Origin of the sequence: Brevibacillus sp. MS2.2 (assembly GCF_013284345.1) — a bacterium.
In the GTDB taxonomy this organism is placed as follows: domain Bacteria; phylum Bacillota; class Bacilli; order Brevibacillales; family Brevibacillaceae; genus Brevibacillus; species Brevibacillus brevis_C.
In genome coordinates this window covers 147,044-165,921 of the sequence record NZ_JABSUZ010000010.1, presented here as the reverse complement: position 1 = coordinate 165,921, position 18,878 = coordinate 147,044, and the positions used below count along the sequence as shown (strand labels likewise).

Below are 18,878 nucleotides of genomic sequence, written 5' to 3'. Positions count from 1 at the left end.
TAAATGTTCACGGAACATCCCTTGCTTAGCAGGGGATGTTTCATTATCGTAAAAGAGGACATAGAACGAGGTGTTGTTTGATCCTCACAAGAAACAGGGTGAATTACTATGGAAAAATGGCTGAAGCCGTTAGCTTTTCTTGCTACCTTGATCATGTTTATCGTGATGGTAGCCGGTTCGCTTGTTACCAAGACAGATTCAGCACTCGGCTGTGGAAATGACTGGCCGCTGTGCAACGGTAAATGGGTTCCGGAATACACATTGGCATCCATTATTGAATATTCTCATCGCCTGATTACAGGTGTTGCCGGTATTGTTGTCGTGATTTTCTCTGTACTTTGCTGGCGCTATTACAAAGGCAACCAAGAAGTTCGCAATCTCGCTATTTTTGGTTTGTTTTTCATCGTAGTGGAATCCATTCTCGGTGCTTCTGCCGTTATTTGGCCACAGTCCTCATCTGTTTTGGCTCTGCACTTCGGATTCTCCTTGCTTGCTTATTCGGGCGTATTCTTGTTGAGTGTATTCGTTTATCAGCGGGAAAAAACGCAAAGCTTGGTGAAAACGACCGTCTCAAAAGGCTTCCGCAACTGGATGTGGTTCGTCGCTACTTATACGTACGCTGTTGTTTATCTCGGAGCGTATGTCAGACATACGGGTTCAAGTATGGCATGCAGTGACTGGCCACTGTGTCAGGGACAGGTCATCCCAGAGTTGTACGGACAGACCGGTATTCATTTTGCCCACAGAATCGCTGCGTTGGTGTTGGGATTCTTGTTGCTGGGGACAATGATTTACTGCATACGTCATTTCAAGGAAAAACGGCGTGATTTGTACGGTGCAAGTATCCTGAGCTTTATTCTTTGCATCGCGCAGGTGTTCAGCGGCGGCTTCGTGATTATCTACAAGCTTCACCTGTACGCTACGCTGACTCACTCGATGATTATCACGATTTTGTTCGGGATCATCTGCTACATGTGCTTGCAGACGTTGAAGTCACCGACAAATGAAAAGCTGAGAAGATAAGAGGAAAAGCTGCGCTCCTGATTCGTGGGAGGGCAGCTTTATTTTATATAATGTGGCCGTAGTAAGGGAAGAAGCGCATTTCCAGTCTGCGCTTCGGCCTACGCCCCGCAAGGGGTGATTCACTGGCCGCTATGAAATAAATGGCGGGAGCGCTTCAAATGTTTAAGTTTCGAGGAAGGATCTCATAGGTGAAGCTGAAATTCCCCGCCATTTATTTCATAGCTGGGTAGGGCTCCAGAGGCGCTTGGACTGGAAATGCACTTCTTCCTACGCGACTGGAGAACATGTGGCAGGGCTTCGACCCCACCACAACCGTAACGATAGAAGACAGCGAATTTACAGACCGTCAGGCTATTGCCCAGACGGTTTTTCAACATTCAAAGGTACAAAAACACCATTTTCCCAACGATAAATTTGCAAAGAAGTATCAGGTTTGCCCGGAAGTGGTTCACCTGTATCCGGGTTTAGCTCCTGCTGTGTTTGCCAGTGGTAGAGCAAAGGTTTTTCAGTGTCGTCGTGAAGGATTTGATAACTGCCGACAGTCCGGAAAAGTTGACCACCTGGTATGGAAACCGTTTCCCGCAGCAGCCCTTCCCATGCTTTGACCAGACGCCCTTTGTCCAGATACCATAGATTCGCCTCGTAGATACATATGCCTGATCCGCCAGTATGATGGACGGTTTCAAAGACTCGTTTTTCTGCAAGCAAACGCAGTTCAGCGTCGTCGTATTTGTCGATCTCGGAGTGATTCACTTCACGCGTAAAGTCCCAACGATCCAATTGCAGGCGTGGTGGATTCCATTTCTCTTCCGCGATGAGGGCATACGTACGATCAGGCTTTTGATCCAAAACGTAAAAATTCCCGATATGTACGCTGCCGTTATGCTTGGCGACAATTTCTAGTTCCGGATCATCATCCAGATTGACGAGTTGAAAATCAAAGTAGTCGGAAACAACTGGATCTTTGGCTTGCTTGTTAATCCAATCCATTACTTGGGTCTTGGTAGGCTCTCTGGAGGCAAGGGAAGAGGGGGCAGTGAGGACGAGACTGGAGACGGCAAGTCCTACTGTCAGGGTGAGCAACAGGCGGGAATTACGCAACGGTAACAAGCTCCTTTCCGGGTTGAGATCGATCAATCGCGATCTGTTCAGTTGGAAGACGAGCAGCCAGGAGCAAAAGTTACGAGAAAAGTGGAGTAAATTTCAACCGCGAACAGCGCTGTCTTTTGTTACAATGAAAAGCAAACACATGATCGTGGAGAGTGATAGTAATCATGCGGATATTACATACAGCCGACTGGCATTTCGGGCGGCAACTGGAAGGGCGGGACCGCCGGATTGAACAAGCGGCGTTTGTGGACGAGCTCTGTCACATAGCTGATGAGCGGGAAGTGGATTTGGTGCTCATTGCCGGGGATGTGTACGATTCGGTCAATCCGCCTGCTTGGGCGGAAGAGCTTTTTTATGATGCATTGGAGCGCTTGTCTTCGGAAGGCAGGCGAGGAGTTGTCGTGATCGCGGGGAACCATGATCAGCCTGAGCGGGTGCGAGCAGCAGCGCCGCTTGCTACAAAGCATGGGATCGTTTTGTTGGGCTTGCCAAAGGAAGCACCATTGCTGACACAAGAAGTATCGTCTGATCGCGTGCAAATTGTGCAGGGAGGCCCATCTTGGCTGGAGATGAAGATTCCCGGCTGCGCTGCGAATGCGGTAATTTTGGCCTTGCCTTATCCTTCTGAATCGCGATTAAAGGAGCTGTTGAGCGAAAGCTTTACCCAAGAGCAGATGCAGCTTGCCTTTTCCGAGCGCATTGCGCAATTGCTTGCTGATCTGTCTGTTCATTTTCGCGAGGATACAGTCAACCTGGTCACGAGTCATTTGTTTGTCATGGGCGGTAAGGAAACAGATTCTGAGCGTCCGATTCAAATTGGGGGAGCACTGACTGTATCGCCACAGGCTTTTCCGAAGAACGCTGATTATGTGGCGCTCGGTCATCTCCATCGACTGCAAAAGCTCAGTGACAAGCCGTTGGTACGTTACAGCGGCTCACCGATTTCGTACAGCTTTTCCGAAGCAGGACAGAGCAAGGCAGTCGTACTGGTTGAGGTGGAGCCAGGGCAAGAAGTGCGTGAGGAGATCATTTATTTGACGAGCGCACGACCGTTAGCACGTTGGAGGGCGACGGAGGGAATCGAGCAAGTCGAGCGCTGGTTGGAAGAGGGACGCGATGCAGGGGCGTGGATTGACTTGGAGCTGCATGTGTCTGGCGTGATCGACCCGGCAGAATTTCAGCGTGTCCGCAAGCTTTCAGATGATTTCTTGAAAATACAGCGTGTTGTCGTGAGGGAAGAGCGTGAGGAGGAAGAGGAACAGCGGGTCGAGCTGACAGAGCTTTCGTCCGATCAATTGTTCAAACGCTTCTATGAACGGAGGCGGGGAGCAGAGCCGGATGAGCAGTTGGTGGCCTTGTTCCAGCGTCTATTGGCAGAAACCGGGGGAGAGGGGGAAGTAGAGTGAGACCGATACGATTGAAGCTGGCAGGGATGCACAGCTATCGAGAAATGCAAGAGGTCGATTTCGAAATGCTGTGTCAGGCGGGACTATTTGGGATATTCGGCCCGACTGGAAGCGGGAAATCGACGATCTTGGACGCGATCACGCTTGCGTTGTACGGGCAGGTCGTCCGGCTGGGCGGAGGTAATCACCCGAAAGAAGTGCTGAACCAGCTGGAGCAGCGCGTTTTCGTTTCCTTTACCTTTGAGCTGGGAACTGGCGATGAGCGCAAGCAATATACAGTGGAACGGGAATTTGGCTTAGATAAAAAGGGGAACAAGCGACAGCCGGAAGTAAGGCTGATTCAGTCGGGAGCCTTGACCGGAGAGCCGGATGTCGTATTGGAGTCCAAAGCCACGTCCGCGACAGCCGCGATTGAGGCACTGATTGGTCTCACTTTGCAGGACTTTACCCGGGCGGTCGTTTTGCCACAGGGTCAATTTTCCCGCTTCTTGACGCTGAAGGGCAGTGAGCGCAATGAAATGCTGCAACGGATGTTCCGCCTACATATTTATGGGGAAAAGCTGAGTGAGCGCGTACGGCACGCTTTGGAGCAGGTTAAGGAACAGATGCATCGCTTGCAACTGGCGAGCGCAGCTCTGGGTGAAGCAGGTCCGGAAGCCTTGGAGCTGGCGAGACAAACGTGGGAGGAAGCTGCGCAAAAAGAGCAGGAATTCACCCAGCAAAAACAGGAGCTGGCAGGGAAGCTCAAGGAGCTGGAGCAGCTTAACCAGTGGCATCAGGAGCTCGTGCAAGTTCAGGCGCAACTACAGCAGCAGGAAGCAAATGAAGCGGAAATGACAGCCCTAACGGAGAAGATTCGCGAATGGGAGTCGAGTATTCGACTGTGGCCATTACTCCAGCAATATGAGCGTTTGGATCAGGAATGGCATGCGACCGGTACGGCATTGGAACGTAGCCGCGAACAACAGGAGAGTGCTCGTTTGGCCGTAGATGAGGCAGAGCAAGCGTATCAGAAGGTCCATGCCGAGTTGGCTGTACAGGAGCCCTTACTGATTCAGCAAAAGGGCAGACTGGTACAGGCGCAGGAGTGGGAAGAGGAGCTAAAGGCGATCCGGGAAGAGTGGACAGGTCTGGAGCGAGAGTGGAATGAAGTGTCAGTCGCCTTGACTAACATAGAACAACAGCTGGAAAAGGATGAGGCCGACTTAAAAAACTGGGAGCTTGCGTGGGCGGATCTGCAAGAACAGATGAAGCAAGTCACGATCTCTCCCGAATGGCGAGCACAAATAGCGACAGCCAGAGAAGCGAAGCAGCAGTGGGAGCGGGACCATGCCAAGGTACGTGAGCTGGAAAAAGAACAACTCGCAGCACAGGAGCACATTCAGGCGGCAACCCATACTGCCGATGAGCACAAGCGCAGCTGGGAAGCGTGCGCGAATCGCTTGGCACAAAAAAGAGACGCACTGGCAGCACCAGCCGACTCGGCATTGATGAGCGAAGCAGAATGGGAGAAAGCAAGGAATGTACTGGCAGATATGAAGCAGGTAGGTCGCCAGTGGCGGGAAGTATTACAGGCTTTCTCATCATGGCAGGAGAAGTCGCAGCACATCGTCCAGGAGCGTAAGCAATTGGATGAGCGCAATCAAGAGCTGACTCGGGCAGTAGAGGCAAGCGAAGCACTTGTGAAGAGTCAACTGGCCCAACGAGATGAGCTGCGCCAGGAATGGGAACGCTGGCAGCAGGAGAATATGGCGCGATTTTTGCGCGAACGTTTAGAGGAAGGCAAGGAGTGTCCGGTATGTGGTTCCGAACACCACCCGCATGGCCACCAGAACCATACAAAAGCGTCTGAAGCAGGGACGGAGGGTGACGCGCTTCGTGCCCGGATCAAAGCGTCAGAAGAGGCTTTGCGTACGGCTGAACAAGAAGCAGGCAAGAACAAGGAAGCTTGGTTGGCAGCAAAGGGAGCGCTTGCTGCTTTTGATGAGCGCCTAGCGAGTGTAAAGGCTGAACAGGAACAGTTGGAAGCGCGCTTGGAAGCGATCAAGGAAGAGTGCCGCGGGTACGGACAGCCTTGGGTCGTAGATTCTTTTGAAGAGCTACTCGCCGTCTATCAGCGCGAGGAAAAAGAACTGATCGCCAAGCAAGCGGAAAGAGAGCGACTAAAAGCAGAGCGTGAGCAATTGCAGCAGCAGTTGGAGGTCTTGCGTGAGGAAGAAGCGGAAAAGAAACGCTTGATGGAGCGGAGCACGCTGTTGCTCGAGCAGGCACAGAAGGCAATCGATGAGAATAAAGAACGCATGGACGCTGCTTCCACGCAAGAAAAGCAATCAAGAGAAGAGCTGGACGCGAAGCGCAATGAGCTTCCCATTGAGGAAATCGAACAGCGGTACGAAGAAATCGGAAAATCAGATCGCCGTTTGGCAGAACTTCAGCAGGTACGATCAGAGAAAGAAACGCTACGCGGAAAGCTGACGATGCAAGTAGAAGCTGCCAAGTCGCGCAAGGTAGAGGGCAAATCACGGGAAGCGGCGCTGAAGGAAAAGCTGGAAGATAGAAAGCGCATGTGGGAACAAAAGCATGCCCAATGGCTGGAGCGCACGGGAGGACTTACTGCGCAGGAGTGTTTGATGCGGGTCGAGGATTCTCTCCTCGGTTTGCGTCAAGCAGTCACGCTGGCAGAGACAAAGCGCAAAGAAACAGCCGAGGCGCGAGAAACGGTGCAAAACAATCTGGTCAAGTATTCAGAGACGCTGGCCATCCTTACACGGCAACGCACGGAAGCTCACGAGACATTGTACCAGGGCTTGCAGGAAACAGGTCTCGGTACTGTCGAGTATGTTCGGGAAAGGTACGCAGAGCGTGAGCAATTGCCGCAGGCACGGGAACAAGTCGAGGCTTACACGCGAATCGCAGGGCAGCTTCGTTATGAGGAAGAAAGGTTGCAGCAAGCAGTAGCAGGCCGTTCGTTTACGCAGGAAGAGCTCACCACCGCTAAAGAGGCGTGGGATCAATGGGAGCAAGCCTTCCAGGAAGCGCAAAAGCAAGTCGCTGTCGCCAAAGAGCACGTGGATCGCATGGAAAAAAACCATGACAAATGGCAAGAGCTTCATAAAGAGATGGTCCAGCAGCAGGATGAGCAGAGCCGCTTGGAAGAGTTGAAAAAATTATTCGAAGCCAAGGCGTTTGTCCAATTCATTGCGGAGGAAAAACTGGTATCAATCGCCAGAGACGCTTCCTATCACCTGAAGCGGATGACCGCCAATCGTTACGGGCTGGAAATCGGCGACGAGGGCGAATTTGTTTTGCGGGATGAGGGAGCTGGAGGAATGCGCCGTCCAGTAAGCACATTGTCTGGCGGGGAAACATTCCTGACCTCCTTGTCGCTGGCTCTTGCCCTGTCGATGGAGATTCAAATGCGTGGCGGGCGCCTGGAGTTTTTCTTCCTGGACGAAGGCTTTGGGACACTCGATCCGGAGCTTTTGGAAGTCGTTATGGATGCGCTTGAGCGACTGCGCATGGACGATTTCACTATCGGAGTCATTAGCCACGTCCCGGAAATACGTGTGCGCATGCCGCGTCGTCTGGTCGTGACACCTGCAGAACCGATGGGAAAAGGCAGCATGCTGCATCTGGAAATGGAGTAGGGAAGGGGAAAAATCATGACAGTCCAATTTATACTGGGACGGGCAGGAACGGGGAAGACAGAATCAATTCATCGGCAGATGCAAGCCCGGCTGCGGGAAAAGCCGTTGGGTTCGCCTATGATTCTGCTCGTGCCGGAACAGGCCAGCTTTCAGGAAGAGTATGCGCTCGCCACACTCCCAGAGCTAGGCGGTGTAATGGGGACACAGGTGCTCAGCTTCGGTCGATTGGCTCACAGGCTCATGCAGGAGCTGGGCGATCTGACTACCGTGCCTGTTGACGATCTGGGTAAGCATATGGTTTTGCGCATGCTTTTGGAGCGGCACAAGGAAGAGCTGAACCTATTCGGGCGCTCGGCGACACAGCCTGGGTTTGCTTCTCAGCTCGGTCGCTTGATTAGCGAGTGCAAATCGTATGGGGTATCCTTTACTCATTCCGAGAATCTGGAGTGGGGAGGAGCTAATCTCAATCAAAAAATACATGACCTTCGCTTGATTATGAATGCGTACGAGGCTTACTTGTCAGAGGGGTATTGTGATGCAGACGACATCCTGAACCGAGTGGCAACGATGGTGCGTGATTCCACGTACATCAAGCAGGCTGAAATATTTATCGATGGCTTTACCGGGTTTACGAATCAAGAGCTTCGCTTGATCGAGCAGTTGATGCAGCACGCCAAGCAGGTGACGATTGCGCTGACGCTTGACCCGAATGAACGTGACGCCTCTGTGGATGAACTGGGGCTGTTCCATCCTACACTGCGAACATACCAAGCCTTGACACTGATGGCGCGTGAATCGGGTGTATCAATCGCCAAGCCGCTTTTATTGACCGAGGCACAGCGATTCAAGAGCAGTCCATGGCTACGTCAGGTCGAACAAGTGTATTTCCAATGGGGGGACCCGCCGATCCCAGATCAGCCCGGACGAGCGGACGAAGTGACGATGCTCTCAGCAGTGAACAGGCGGGCAGAGGTAGAGGCCGTGGCGCTGAAGCTCCTGACTCTGTCGAGAGAAGAGGGGTATCGTTGGAAGGACATGGCGATTTTGCTTCGGGAAATTGGGACGTACGCGGATGAGATTTCCGCTGTGTTTACCGAATACGGCATCCCGCACTTCTTGGACCAGAAGCGCTCTGTCATGCACCATCCCTTGGTGGAGCTGGTGCGCTCGGCATTGGAGGTCATTGTTACGAGGTGGCGCTACGACGCTGTTTTCCGCTGCTTGAAAACAGACCTGCTCCTGCTGGATATCACTGATGAGCATACAGCTCGGAAGGAAATCGACCGACTGGAAAACTACGTGTTGGCTCATGGTGTCTTTGGCTATCAATGGGCAGAAGAATCTGCTTGGCATTTCCGCGGGCAGGCTGGCGTTGAGGAAGATGCGAGAATCGATGAGTTGAGACGCAAATACGCAGCACCGCTCCTGTCCTTTGAAAAAGAGATGAAGCAAGCAACGGGCATAAACGTACAGGAAATGACTCTTGCCCTGTACAACCTTCTGATCGCGCTGGACGTGCCTAACAAGCTGGAGCATTGGCAGCGAAAGGCGGAAAATGACGGCGATCTCGATGCAGCACAGGTGCATGGACAAGTATGGACAGGATTGATCGAGCTGATGGATCAGGTCGTGGAGGTCATGGGCGACGAGAGCATGGACCTGGCGACATTTGCCCGGGTGCTCGACAGTGGTCTGGAGACGATTGAATTGGGACTCGTTCCCCCGGCACTAGATCAGGTGCTGATCGGGGCTATGGAGCGCTCCCGTCAACCCGATGTCAAAGCTCTGTTTTTGCTTGGCGTAAACGAGGGTATTATTCCGTTGCGTCCAAAAGAAGAAGGGATTCTGGATGAAGCGGAACGTGAGCGACTGGCTGAAATGGGTATGTCTCTGGCACCGAGTGCGAAGCAACGGCTGATGGCTGAACCTTACCTGCTGTACCAGGCGATGACGAGACCGTCGGAGAGGCTGATCCTGAGCTGTGCGTTGGCGGATGAAGAGGGCAAGGCCTTGTTGCCTTCCTCTGTGTTTACCCGCATCCGTGAAGTGCTTCCGGATATCCCGCATCAGGTGTTTTACAACGAACCGACGGGGCAGCACGAGACAGATGCATTCCTGCTCGGACATCCAAGACGTGTGTTCCGCCATCTATTGACGCTATTGCGATCGATGAAGAAAACAGGAGAGCTGCCAGACTTCTGGTGGGAGGTATACGACTGGTATATTCGTGCTTCTTCCGAGGTCAAACGGGAGCAGTGGCTGTTGTCCGGCTTGCGCTACTTCAATCGACCGCAGGAGCTGGACTTGGAAACGAGTACGACCCTGTACGGAAAACAACTAAAAATGAGCGTGTCCCGTCTGGAGCGGTTCCAGTCATGTCCGTTCTCGCATTTCTCTTCCCATGGTCTCAGATTGTCGGAGAGAACGATGTACAAGCTGGAGCGTTTCGATGTGGGAGAGCTGTTCCATGCTTCACTCAAGCGAGCCGTTGAAAAAATGAACGAAGACAATCTGGAGTGGAGCAAGCTGACGGAAGACAATAGCATGCAGCTTGCAAATGTAGTGGTAGAAGAACTGGTTCCAGCGACTCGCAGCAGCATTTTGACGCGGACAGCCCGGTATCGTTATTTGTCTGGCAAGCTGAAGCGAGCAGTTGGCCGGGCGATTTACGTACTCGGGGAGCATGCGAAGCGCAGCCGTTTTGCCCCAGTAGGACTGGAGGTTTCGTTTGGGCCGAATTCAGATTTGCCGGGATTGGCTTTAACCCTTGAAAATGGCGTGGAGCTTCAGTTAATCGGACGGATTGACCGCGTTGACCAATCACTGGATAGTGAGGTCCCGTATTTGCGCGTGATTGACTACAAGTCCAGTCCCAAGCAGCTGTCTCTCTCCGACGTTTGGAATGGCCTGAACTTGCAACTTCTCGTCTATCTCGATGTCGTCGTGGCCAATGCCGAGGAATGGTTAGGGAAAAAAGCCGAAATGGGAGGCGTTTTCTACTATCAGGTAGCCGATCCTTTTGTGACGGCAAAACGCTTGCTGACGGCTGACGAGGCGGCAAAGGAGCGGGCAAAGCGATTGCGCATGAAAGGCTTGATGCTCGCAGATCCAGAGCTGGCACGAATGATGGATGGCTATGTAGAGCAAGGGGCGTCAGAGCTGGTGCCATTTGAAATCAAAAAGGACGGAACACTTTCGTCGCGATCATCCGTGGCAACAGCCGAGCAGTTCCAAGCCTTGACCTCCTATGTTCGCGATACCGTGAAGCAAATCAGTACGCGCATGACCAACGGGGAAATCCAGATCGAACCGTACACAAACGGAACAATGACCGCTTGTGATTTCTGTTCGTACAAGCCAGTATGCAAATTTGACGGAGATGCGGGCGGGAATGAGCACCGACAGCTTGCCAAGTGGAACAACAAGCAAATATGGAGCATGCTGGCAGAGCAGCAGATGGCGGGAGAAGGAGGAATGACCGATGGTGGATCAACAATTGCAGGCCAAGCCTGAACAATGGACGGACCAGCAATGGCAAGCGATTATCCAGCGCGGGAATAATCTCCTGGTGGCAGCGGCAGCAGGCTCTGGGAAAACCTCAGTCCTGGTTGAGCGGATTATCCGACGCATCATGGACGAGAAGGACCCGGTTGGAGTCGATCAGCTATTGGTGGTGACCTTTACGAATGCGGCTGCGGCAGAGATGCGTCACCGGATTGGCGATGCCTTGCGAAAAGCATTGAAAGATGCCCCGCACTCTTCACACCTGCGTCGACAACTGGCGTTGCTCCAGCGGGCGACGATTACGACACTTCACTCGTTTTGCTTGGGGATTTTGCGCCAGTATTACTATCTGATTGAACTCGATCCTGATTTTCGCATAGCCGATCAGATGGAAGGGGAGCTTTTGCGGCAGGATGTCTTGGAGGAACAGCTCGAGAGCTGGTATGAGAATGACGCGGATTTTCATGCATTAGCTGATGTGATGCTGGACGGTCAGGACGATCATGCCCTCACCCTATTGCTGCTTAGGCTGTATGAGTTTTCACGCAGTCATCCAGCACCAGAACAATGGCTCGGGGAAGCGGCAGGAATGTTTGCGGTTCACGATAAAAACGGTCTGGACGGGCTCGTGTGGACCAGGAGCGTGCTGCGTTCTGTGGAGCTGGCACTCGGTGGAATGACGGCTAAGATGCGCAGGGCAGTTCAGTTGGCAGGCTCACCGGAAGGGCCTGCTGGCTATTTGCCTTTGCTTGAGGCGGAAGCGGCTGCCCTGCATCGTGCAGCAGCGGCTTGCAAAGATGGCTGGGAAGCGACTGTCGAAGCTGTTCGAGGAGTTGTATTTGCCAAGCTGCCTCCAGTGAAAGGCACAGATCCGCTCGTGAAGGAGCAGGTGCAGGACCTGCGAAACAGTGTGAAAAAGGAACTGGCAGAGCAAATCGAGCAATACTTTTCTACGACAGCCGAGCAGTACGTCGCCGATTTGCAGCGGCTTGCTCCTCACATGCAGACATTAGCTAGGCTGGTTACAGCATTTTCGGATGCTTTTCAATTGGAGAAGCGCTTACGTGGCTTGGTCGACTTTGGCGACTTGGAGCATCTGGCTCTGCGCGTTTTAACCGAAACGAATGAGTCTGGGGAGACTGTTCCTTCGTCTATCTCGACCCAATTGCGTGAACAGTTCGCTGAAGTGCTGGTAGACGAATATCAGGATATCAACCTCGTGCAGGAAACCATCTTGCAAATGGTTTCCCGAGACGGAGTGGATGGTCAGCCAGCGAATCGTTTCATGGTGGGGGATGTGAAGCAGAGTATTTATCGGTTCCGCTTGGCAGAGCCGAAGCTGTTTCTCGAAAAATATGTGACCTATCAAAAAGATGGTGATGCTGACGAAGCTTGCATCGGTCGGCGCATCGATCTGGCGGCGAACTTCCGCAGTAGAAGGGAAGTCGTAGATGCCGTTAACTTTTTGTTTCGCCAGATCATGTCTCACGGGGTAGGTGAGATCGGTTATGATCCTTCGGCGGAGCTGATCAACCGTGCGTCTTATCCTGAGGCACAGCCGAACCGTTTGCAGGCTGAGATGCATCTGATCGACCGGAATGCAGCGATAGCAGAAGAAGGTCAGGCGGTAGTTGCAGAGGCGACAGATGAGAGCGAAGCAGGTATTCCCGAGGGAGATTCGGGAGAGGAAGCGAGTGTTGCACAGCTGGAAGCACGACTAATTGCCAGCCGCATTCGTCGTTGGATGGAGCCGGGCGAGGGAGAAGAGCCACTGCTCGTTTTCGATAAAAAGGCTGGAGGAATGCGCCCGCTGGCCTATCACGATATCGTTATTTTGCTTCGTGCGACCTCTGGCTGGGGGCAGACGATGCAAGAGGAGCTGCACGCAGCAGGAATTCCTGTGTATGCGGAGCAGACTGCGGGTTATTTCGCGGCGATTGAGGTAGAAACGATGCTCTCCTTGCTGCGTGTCATTGACAACCCGCTCCAAGACATTCCATTAGCAGCTGTATTGCGGTCTCCTATCGTCGGCTTGCGAGAGGAGCAACTTGCTCAAATCCGCATTCACTACGCGACAGGGCCGTTTCACCAAGCGGTACTCCAATATGCAGAGGAACGTCCGGCCCAAGAGCCTTGGGAGAAAAGGCTGCGACAGTTTTTTGTCCGATTGGATCTATGGCGGACAGAGGCTCGCAGAGGTGCTTTATCAGAACTGCTGACGATGCTGTACCGGGAGACAGGCTATCTCGATTATGTGGCGGCTCTGGAAAACGGTCAGCAGCGACAGGCCAACTTGCGTGCGCTCTATGATCGTGCGAGACAATACGAAGCTGGCTCCTATCGTGGCTTGTTCCGCTTTTTGCGCTTTGTCGACCGTTTGCAAGAAGCCGGCAATGATATGGGCGAAGCAAGAACCATCGGGGAAAACGAGGATGTTGTACGCATCATGACGATCCACAAAAGTAAGGGGCTGGAGTTCCCTGTTGTTTTTGTGGCGGGCATGGGCAAGCAGTTTAATACGATGGATTTGAAAAGCCAGTTTTTGCTGCATAAAGATCTGGGCTTTGGACCGATGGCTATTGAGCCCTCCATGCAGCTACGCTATCCGAGTCTGGCTGCGCTGGGCATCCGGCAAAAGCTGCGCCGGGATATGCTGGCAGAGGAGATGCGTGTGCTTTATGTGGCTTTGACGCGTGCACGCGAGAAGCTCATTCTTGTCGGTTCATCCAAGGATCTCGCAAAAAGTGTGACAGATTGGGGCAGACAGGATGACAGCGAGCGGCTCAGTGACGAAGACTTGATTCAGGCAAAGGGAAATCTGGACTGGGTGGGGCGTGCGATGCTGCGACATCCTGGTGCGGGAGTGCTGCGGGCATATCCGGAGCAACAAGGCTCAGGAGAAGTCGTGAGAGTCAGAAGTGTGTCGGATGATTCGGTTTGGTCGTTTCACTTCTATCAGGCAGATGAGCTCCGTGCCCAAGGAGAGTCAACCAACGACGAGGTGTCTCTGTGGGAACGCATGACCAGACGAGAGGCGATCCCGGAACGACCGTCTAATGATACTTTGCGAGAGATTGTCGACAAGAGATTAGGATGGCAGGACCCACATCCAATTGCGCCACGCGTAGCTGCAAAATGGAGTGTCAGCGAACTCAAGCGACATGCCAAAGTCAGCAAAGGCGGTCAGTCCCTCATACTTCCGTCCATTACGGAAAAGCCAAAGTTTTTGTCTGAGCAAAAATCCACTCGACTGACAGCAGCAGAAAAAGGGACAATCACACACTTAGTGTTCCAGCATCTCGATTTGAAGCGTCCGCTGGATGAAGCAGATATTCAGGAGCAGGTGACGGCACTCGCGGCACGCCGCTTTTTGACTGACGAGCAGGTACGAGCAGTAGATGTTCCCCAGATCGCCCGATTCTTCGCCGATCCTTTGGGGCAGCGAATGAAGGCGGCGGCGGTCGTGCATCGTGAACTGCCGTTTACCCTCGTGATTCCTGCTTATGAAGTAGAAGCTGAGTTAGGTGAAGAAAGCGACGAGCAGGTTGTCGTACAAGGAGTCATTGATTGCCTGTTGGAGGAGCAGGATGGCAGCCTCGTCCTGATCGATTTCAAGACAGATTGGATGGCAAACGAGGCGACTGCCGCAGCCATCGAAGAGATGAAAAGAAGATACGAAGGCCAGATCAGGCTATACGTCCGGGCGATCAAGCAGATCATCAAGCCAAAAGGGAACGTGTCTAGTTATCTTTATTTACTCTCAGGTGGATTCTCACTTTCGATTTCGGATGAAAGCATGGATTAGTATGTTGGACCGTCAGAGTCAATGGCTCTGGCGGTCTTTTTGTTTATTAGAGCTGCTGTGGTGGGGGAAGAAGCGCATTTCCAGTCTACGCTTCGGCCTACGCCCCGCAAGGGGGAATTGACTGTCCGCTCCGGAATAAATGACGGGAGCGCTTCAAACGTAGAAGTTTCGAGGAGGTAGTTCATAAGTGAAGCTGAAATTCCCCGCCATTTTTTCCTGCGCTGAGGTGGGCTCCAGAGGCGCTTGGACTGGAAATACGCTTCTTCCCACGCGGCTTTTGGTTAAAAGAATTCAAGGAAGCCGCTTTGAACTGTCCCTCATTATGTTTTAAGAGCCGGAAAAGGATCAAAGCCATACGAAAGCACTGTCACATGTTTGGAAGGAGACCGCCCGAACGAAGAGAGGATATAGGCGACTGGAAAACATGTGGCAGGGCTTCTCCCGACCACTATGGTTAGAAGACAACCACTATTGGTTTTACGGAATGGGAACGTACGTGCTATAATTGGTTAAAATTTTCCTAATTTACATAATGATCAAACAAGGAGCGAATCCAATGAAGATGTTTTTCCAGTATAACTGGCAGGTACGGGACGAGTGGATGGTATGGTGTAAGCAGCTTCCACCAGAAGAATTGCTGCGCGAGCAAACAGGTGGGGCTGGCACGATTTTGTACACCTTGTTTCACATTGCTGACGTCGAGTATAGCTGGCTTCGGGGTGTACAGGGGAAGCCGGATATTCAGGTGGCATTCGAAACATACAAGACGCTGGAAAAAATAAAAGAGCTATCAGATGCCTGGCGCGTAGAATTGATTGATTTCATCGAGAATTGGTCAGAAGAGATGGAGAACGAATCAGTAAAGGTCGCCTGGGATGATGAAGTGTACACAAAGGGCGAGTTGCTTCGTCATGTCATCGCCCACGAGATTCACCACATGGGGCAATTGTCCATTTGGGCGAGAGAGCTTGGGATTCCACCTGTTTCTGCCAATGTCATTGGGCGCGGATTAGCACGCAGGTAGCCCTGACAAACCTCGATCTGAGCTGCGCCAGTGCATAATTTTCCTCTTAACGGATCATACTCCAACTGTTTTCAATCACGATTGGAAGTGAATGACCCGCTTGGGAGGTCGCACATGATGTCATGGAAAAATCAGTTGCTGAGGAAAACGTCGGTAGCGCAAATGCTGGAGCATGTGGATAAAAACGAAAGCTCTCTCAAAAAGTCATTAGGTGCTTTTGACCTGACAATGCTGGGGATCGGCGCGATCATGGGAACAGGGATTTTTGTGTTAACGGGAGTTGCAGCAGCCTTGCACGCTGGACCAGCACTTGTTTTGTCATTTGTTATTGCGGCAATTGCCTGTGTGTTTGCCGCACTCTGCTATGCAGAGTTTGCGTCGACTGTTCCGGTGTCGGGAAGCGCTTATACATACAGCTATGCGGCATTTGGCGAGTTTGTCGCCTGGATGATCGGGTGGGACTTGATTCTCGAATACGCAGTGGCTTGTGCTGCGGTGGCAAGCGGATGGTCGGGATATGCCCAGGGATTGTTAGCCGGGTTTAATATCCATCTGCCGCATGCGCTCACGAGTGCGTTTGATGCATCAAAAGGAACGATCATGGATCTACCTGCGGTCCTCATCATTGTCATCATTACAGCTTTGTTGATGAAGGGAACGAGAGAGTCAGCGAGCTTGAATACCATCATGGTGTTAATAAAAGTGGCGGTAGTTGTCCTGTTCCTCGTCGTTGGGGTCATGTATGTCAAGCCGGAAAACTGGAGTCCATTCATGCCGTTTGGTTTTGCGGGAGTAGCGACTGGTGCCGCAACGGTGTTTTTTGCTTTTATCGGATTTGATGCGGTGTCTTCTGCGGCCGAAGAAGTGCGCAATCCCCAGAGAGACATGCCAATCGGGATCATCTCTTCTTTAGTCGTGTGCACGATTTTGTACATTGCTGTCTCGCTGACATTGACAGGGATTGTTCCGTACAAATTGTTGAATGTCAAAAATCCAGTCGCGTTTGCGCTCAGTTATGTCAATCAGGACTGGGTAGCAGGCTTTATTTCGTTGGGAGCCATTGTCGGGATCACGACAGTTTTGTTAGTGATGATGTATGGACAAGCCCGGATGTTTTTTGCGATGAGCCGAGATGGCTTGCTCCCTGAGCTCTTCTCGCACGTACATCCCCGCACACAGGTACCACAAAAGAGCACGCTCGTCGTGGCAGCATTAGTAGCAACCCTCGGTGGATTATTGCCCCTCTCCAGCTTGGCTCAGCTCACTAACATCGGAACGCTGTTTGCTTTTATTTTGGTCTCGGTTGGACTGGTTGTACTGCGCCGCACTCATCCGCGATTACCGCGGGCTTTTCGCGTCCCATTTGTTCCGCTTGTTCCTTTGCTCTCGGTTCTCTTTTGCGGATATCTCGTTTTCAACCTGCCCACGCTGACAAAGATCGGTTTTCTTGGTTGGCTGTCGGTAGGAGCGATCGTCTATTTTCTTTATGGCCGCAAACACAGTCGATTGGCAACAAAAGACGACTCCTCCCAAACATAAATGGCAGGTTCATTTGTTTAGGCATGTTCTACGTGAGCATGTCTTTGTTTGCTATCTGACAAAGCGATCCTATTCATGGTAGAGTAAAAACAACCAAAATGACGAGGGAGGGCAGGCTATGAAGCGAAAAAGAGCAGATCGACCTGGTTGGAGACGTGTCAAGCGATTGGGCTACCAGCAAAAACGGGTAGAATCTTTATCTTTCTCAGGGTACGCTGTCCGCCTGACTCTGGATGAAGTAAGTGAGCCTGCCTACATGCCTGTCGGGGACAAAACTCTGTGTGTGGGCGATAGAGGATATGTGTACTTGCAGTATTTTCCCCATGGTCAAGCTTATGCCGTTACGAAAATGATGGATGAGTTAGGGAATACCGTGCAATGGTATATCGATATTTGCCGGGGACATGGCAAGGATGAGAACGGGCATATCTGGTATGACGATTTGTACCTCGACATCGTGGTACTGCCGACAGGAGAAGTATACCTGCTTGATCAGGATGAGCTCGATGAGGCATTGAAAAAAGGCGTTATCACGAGCGAGTATCACCAGTTTGCCTCTGAGACCGCTGATCTTTTATTACGAAATATTTTGTCGGGCAAACGGGATGACTTTGATTTTCCAAATTTTTTTGTATAAACGTATGAAAGAACGAAGGCGGTTGTTGCTTTCGTTTTTTTTTTTTGGTAGACGTACGGCTTTTTGGAGTGGAGACGGAGGAGGCCCAGAGTTTGCTCCCAGTTTTCTAATTTAGGAAGGTCACGATGGATGAAAGAGTTCCTAGTCCAAAATAACCGTATTTTTATTTCGTGTAAAAAACTGTATGTTACGCCTTAAAAATGAAATACGATTTTTATGTACACACAAACTATTTTGGAGGAGAAGTATGAAGAATTTATTTCAAGCCTTACTCGCAGTAACACTCATGTTCAGTCTAACCCTAAACAGCAACAACGTATCAGCAAAATCGGAGCAAGAAGAGCTTGGTGTACCGAATCAGTTCCTTGATGATGAGCAGCTAGAGGAAATTGACGCGAAATTCAAAAGTGAATACCAACTCGATAGCACGTATATTTCCGACAACCTAATCAGTTATCCAAAGCCTGGGGATGTGTTCGTATCAGTTTCTAATCCTATTATTGCGCAGACAGATGTTCCTACAAACATTCAACCTGCGCTAACATTCTCGGTGCCAATTGCTTTTGACAATGATCCGTCAACAGTAGTATCTCTCTATAAGGTTAAAGGAAAATCACCAGTCAGCGGAAAATTGGAGATTAAAAATAACACCCTCTATATTCGTCCTGACAAGACTTTGGAATCAAATACGAAATATGCGATCGAGATCGACAAAGGAGCAATTGTAAGCACCACTGGTTCTACTAAATTGATCGATAAGTATTCAACTCAGTTTGTGACCAGCAACAACCAAGCGCCTATAGTAATCGATGTAAAGCCGTATGAAGAGGAAACAAAAGTGGATGTAAATGCGGTGATTACAATTAAGTATGATCGCAAAGTGAAAAGTGGCACAAACGAATTCCTATTAATGGATGACAATGCTGCGGAGGTTCCTGCAACTTTTATCGTCAAAAATGACACTGTAACGATCCAACCGAATGCACCTTTAAAAAATAATGCAGAGTACCTCTTAGCGGTAGCCCAAGGAGCAGTAAAGGATACATCAGGGAATGAAAGCTATAAATATTTTTCCTTGTTTTCAACAGGCACCCCATCTGATGCAGGGGCCATTCCTAAGAATCCAGAACCAATTGATCTAGAATTAGATGACATTTCAGTAGAGTTTGAGTAGAAAAAATCA

General features: G+C 51.2%; 11 protein-coding genes. 9 read left to right on the top strand and 2 right to left on the bottom strand.

From position 1 onward, the window contains the following. Positions 1-108: 108 nt before the first annotated feature. Positions 109-1,023, top strand: a complete 915-nt coding sequence (locus tag HP568_RS12115; protein ID WP_056492217.1) for a COX15/CtaA family protein — start codon at positions 109-111, stop codon at positions 1,021-1,023. A 351-nt stretch (positions 1,024-1,374) separates the two neighbouring features. On the opposite strand, the gene HP568_RS12110 is transcribed toward HP568_RS12115, so the two are convergent. Next, positions 1,375-2,124 carry a hypothetical protein gene (locus HP568_RS12110; RefSeq protein WP_048034697.1) on the bottom strand — a complete coding sequence of 250 codons (750 nt, stop codon included), beginning with the start codon at positions 2,122-2,124 and terminating at the stop codon, positions 1,375-1,377. A 173-nt stretch (positions 2,125-2,297) separates the two neighbouring features. On the opposite strand from HP568_RS12110, the gene HP568_RS12105 reads away from it, so the two are divergent. The 4 genes from HP568_RS12105 to addA are packed head-to-tail and all read left to right on the top strand — an operon-like array spanning position 2,298 to position 14,495. After that, a complete protein-coding gene (locus tag HP568_RS12105) occupies positions 2,298-3,539 on the top strand; it encodes an exonuclease SbcCD subunit D (protein WP_048034696.1) in 1,242 nt (413 codons plus the stop codon). Next, positions 3,536-7,186 carry an AAA family ATPase gene (locus tag HP568_RS12100; protein ID WP_173629193.1) on the top strand — a complete coding sequence of 1,217 codons (3,651 nt, stop codon included), beginning with the start codon at positions 3,536-3,538 and terminating at the stop codon, positions 7,184-7,186. The genes HP568_RS12105 and HP568_RS12100 overlap by 4 nt, the downstream gene beginning before the upstream one ends. Before the next feature lie 15 nt (positions 7,187-7,201). Further along, complete coding sequence (gene addB, locus HP568_RS12095) at positions 7,202-10,699, top strand: helicase-exonuclease AddAB subunit AddB (protein ID WP_173629192.1); 3,498 nt, start codon at positions 7,202-7,204, stop codon at positions 10,697-10,699. Continuing rightward, positions 10,668-14,495, top strand: a complete 3,828-nt coding sequence (gene addA / locus HP568_RS12090; protein ID WP_173629191.1) for a helicase-exonuclease AddAB subunit AddA — start codon at positions 10,668-10,670, stop codon at positions 14,493-14,495. The genes addB and addA overlap by 32 nt, the downstream gene beginning before the upstream one ends. Here addA and HP568_RS29530 read toward each other — a convergent pair. Then, positions 14,492-14,680, bottom strand: coding sequence for a hypothetical protein (locus HP568_RS29530; RefSeq protein ID WP_217366547.1), 189 nt, complete (start codon positions 14,678-14,680; stop codon positions 14,492-14,494). The genes addA and HP568_RS29530 overlap by 4 nt on opposite strands. A 371-nt stretch (positions 14,681-15,051) precedes the next feature. Here HP568_RS29530 and HP568_RS12085 point away from each other — a divergent pair, with 371 nt between their 5' ends. The 4 genes from HP568_RS12085 (at position 15,052) to HP568_RS12070 (ending at position 18,869) form a co-directional block, all read left to right on the top strand. After that, positions 15,052-15,519 (top strand): DinB family protein, encoded by a 468-nt coding sequence (locus HP568_RS12085; protein ID WP_173629190.1) that lies wholly within the window; start codon positions 15,052-15,054, stop codon positions 15,517-15,519. 117 nt (positions 15,520-15,636) lie between these two features. Next, a complete protein-coding gene (gene bcaP / locus HP568_RS12080) occupies positions 15,637-17,058 on the top strand; it encodes a branched-chain amino acid transporter BcaP (RefSeq protein ID WP_375154937.1) in 1,422 nt (473 codons plus the stop codon). Between the two features lie 118 nt (positions 17,059-17,176). Continuing rightward, the gene (locus HP568_RS12075) at positions 17,177-17,695 is read left to right on the top strand and encodes a ribonuclease FAU-1 family protein (RefSeq protein ID WP_048034690.1); all 519 of its coding nucleotides are present in this window, start codon (positions 17,177-17,179) and stop codon (positions 17,693-17,695) included. A gap of 247 nt (positions 17,696-17,942) precedes the next feature. Further along, positions 17,943-18,869, top strand: a complete 927-nt coding sequence (locus tag HP568_RS12070) for an Ig-like domain-containing domain (protein WP_048034689.1) — start codon at positions 17,943-17,945, stop codon at positions 18,867-18,869. The last annotated feature ends 9 nt before the right edge of the window (positions 18,870-18,878 follow it).

Coding starts and splice junctions, on each gene's coding strand:
- HP568_RS12115 (WP_056492217.1), top strand. CDS start 109: ATGGAAAAATGGCTGAAGCCGTTAGCTTTTCTTGCTACCTTGATCATG.
- HP568_RS12105 (WP_048034696.1), top strand. CDS start 2,298: ATGCGGATATTACATACAGCCGACTGGCATTTCGGGCGGCAACTGGAA.
- addB (WP_173629192.1), top strand. CDS start 7,202: ATGACAGTCCAATTTATACTGGGACGGGCAGGAACGGGGAAGACAGAA.
- addA (WP_173629191.1), top strand. CDS start 10,668: ATGGTGGATCAACAATTGCAGGCCAAGCCTGAACAATGGACGGACCAG.
- HP568_RS29530 (WP_217366547.1), bottom strand. CDS start 14,680: ATGAACTACCTCCTCGAAACTTCTACGTTTGAAGCGCTCCCGTCATTT.
- HP568_RS12085 (WP_173629190.1), top strand. CDS start 15,052: ATGAAGATGTTTTTCCAGTATAACTGGCAGGTACGGGACGAGTGGATG.
- bcaP (WP_375154937.1), top strand. CDS start 15,637: ATGTCATGGAAAAATCAGTTGCTGAGGAAAACGTCGGTAGCGCAAATG.
- HP568_RS12075 (WP_048034690.1), top strand. CDS start 17,177: ATGAAGCGAAAAAGAGCAGATCGACCTGGTTGGAGACGTGTCAAGCGA.
- HP568_RS12070 (WP_048034689.1), top strand. CDS start 17,943: ATGAAGAATTTATTTCAAGCCTTACTCGCAGTAACACTCATGTTCAGT.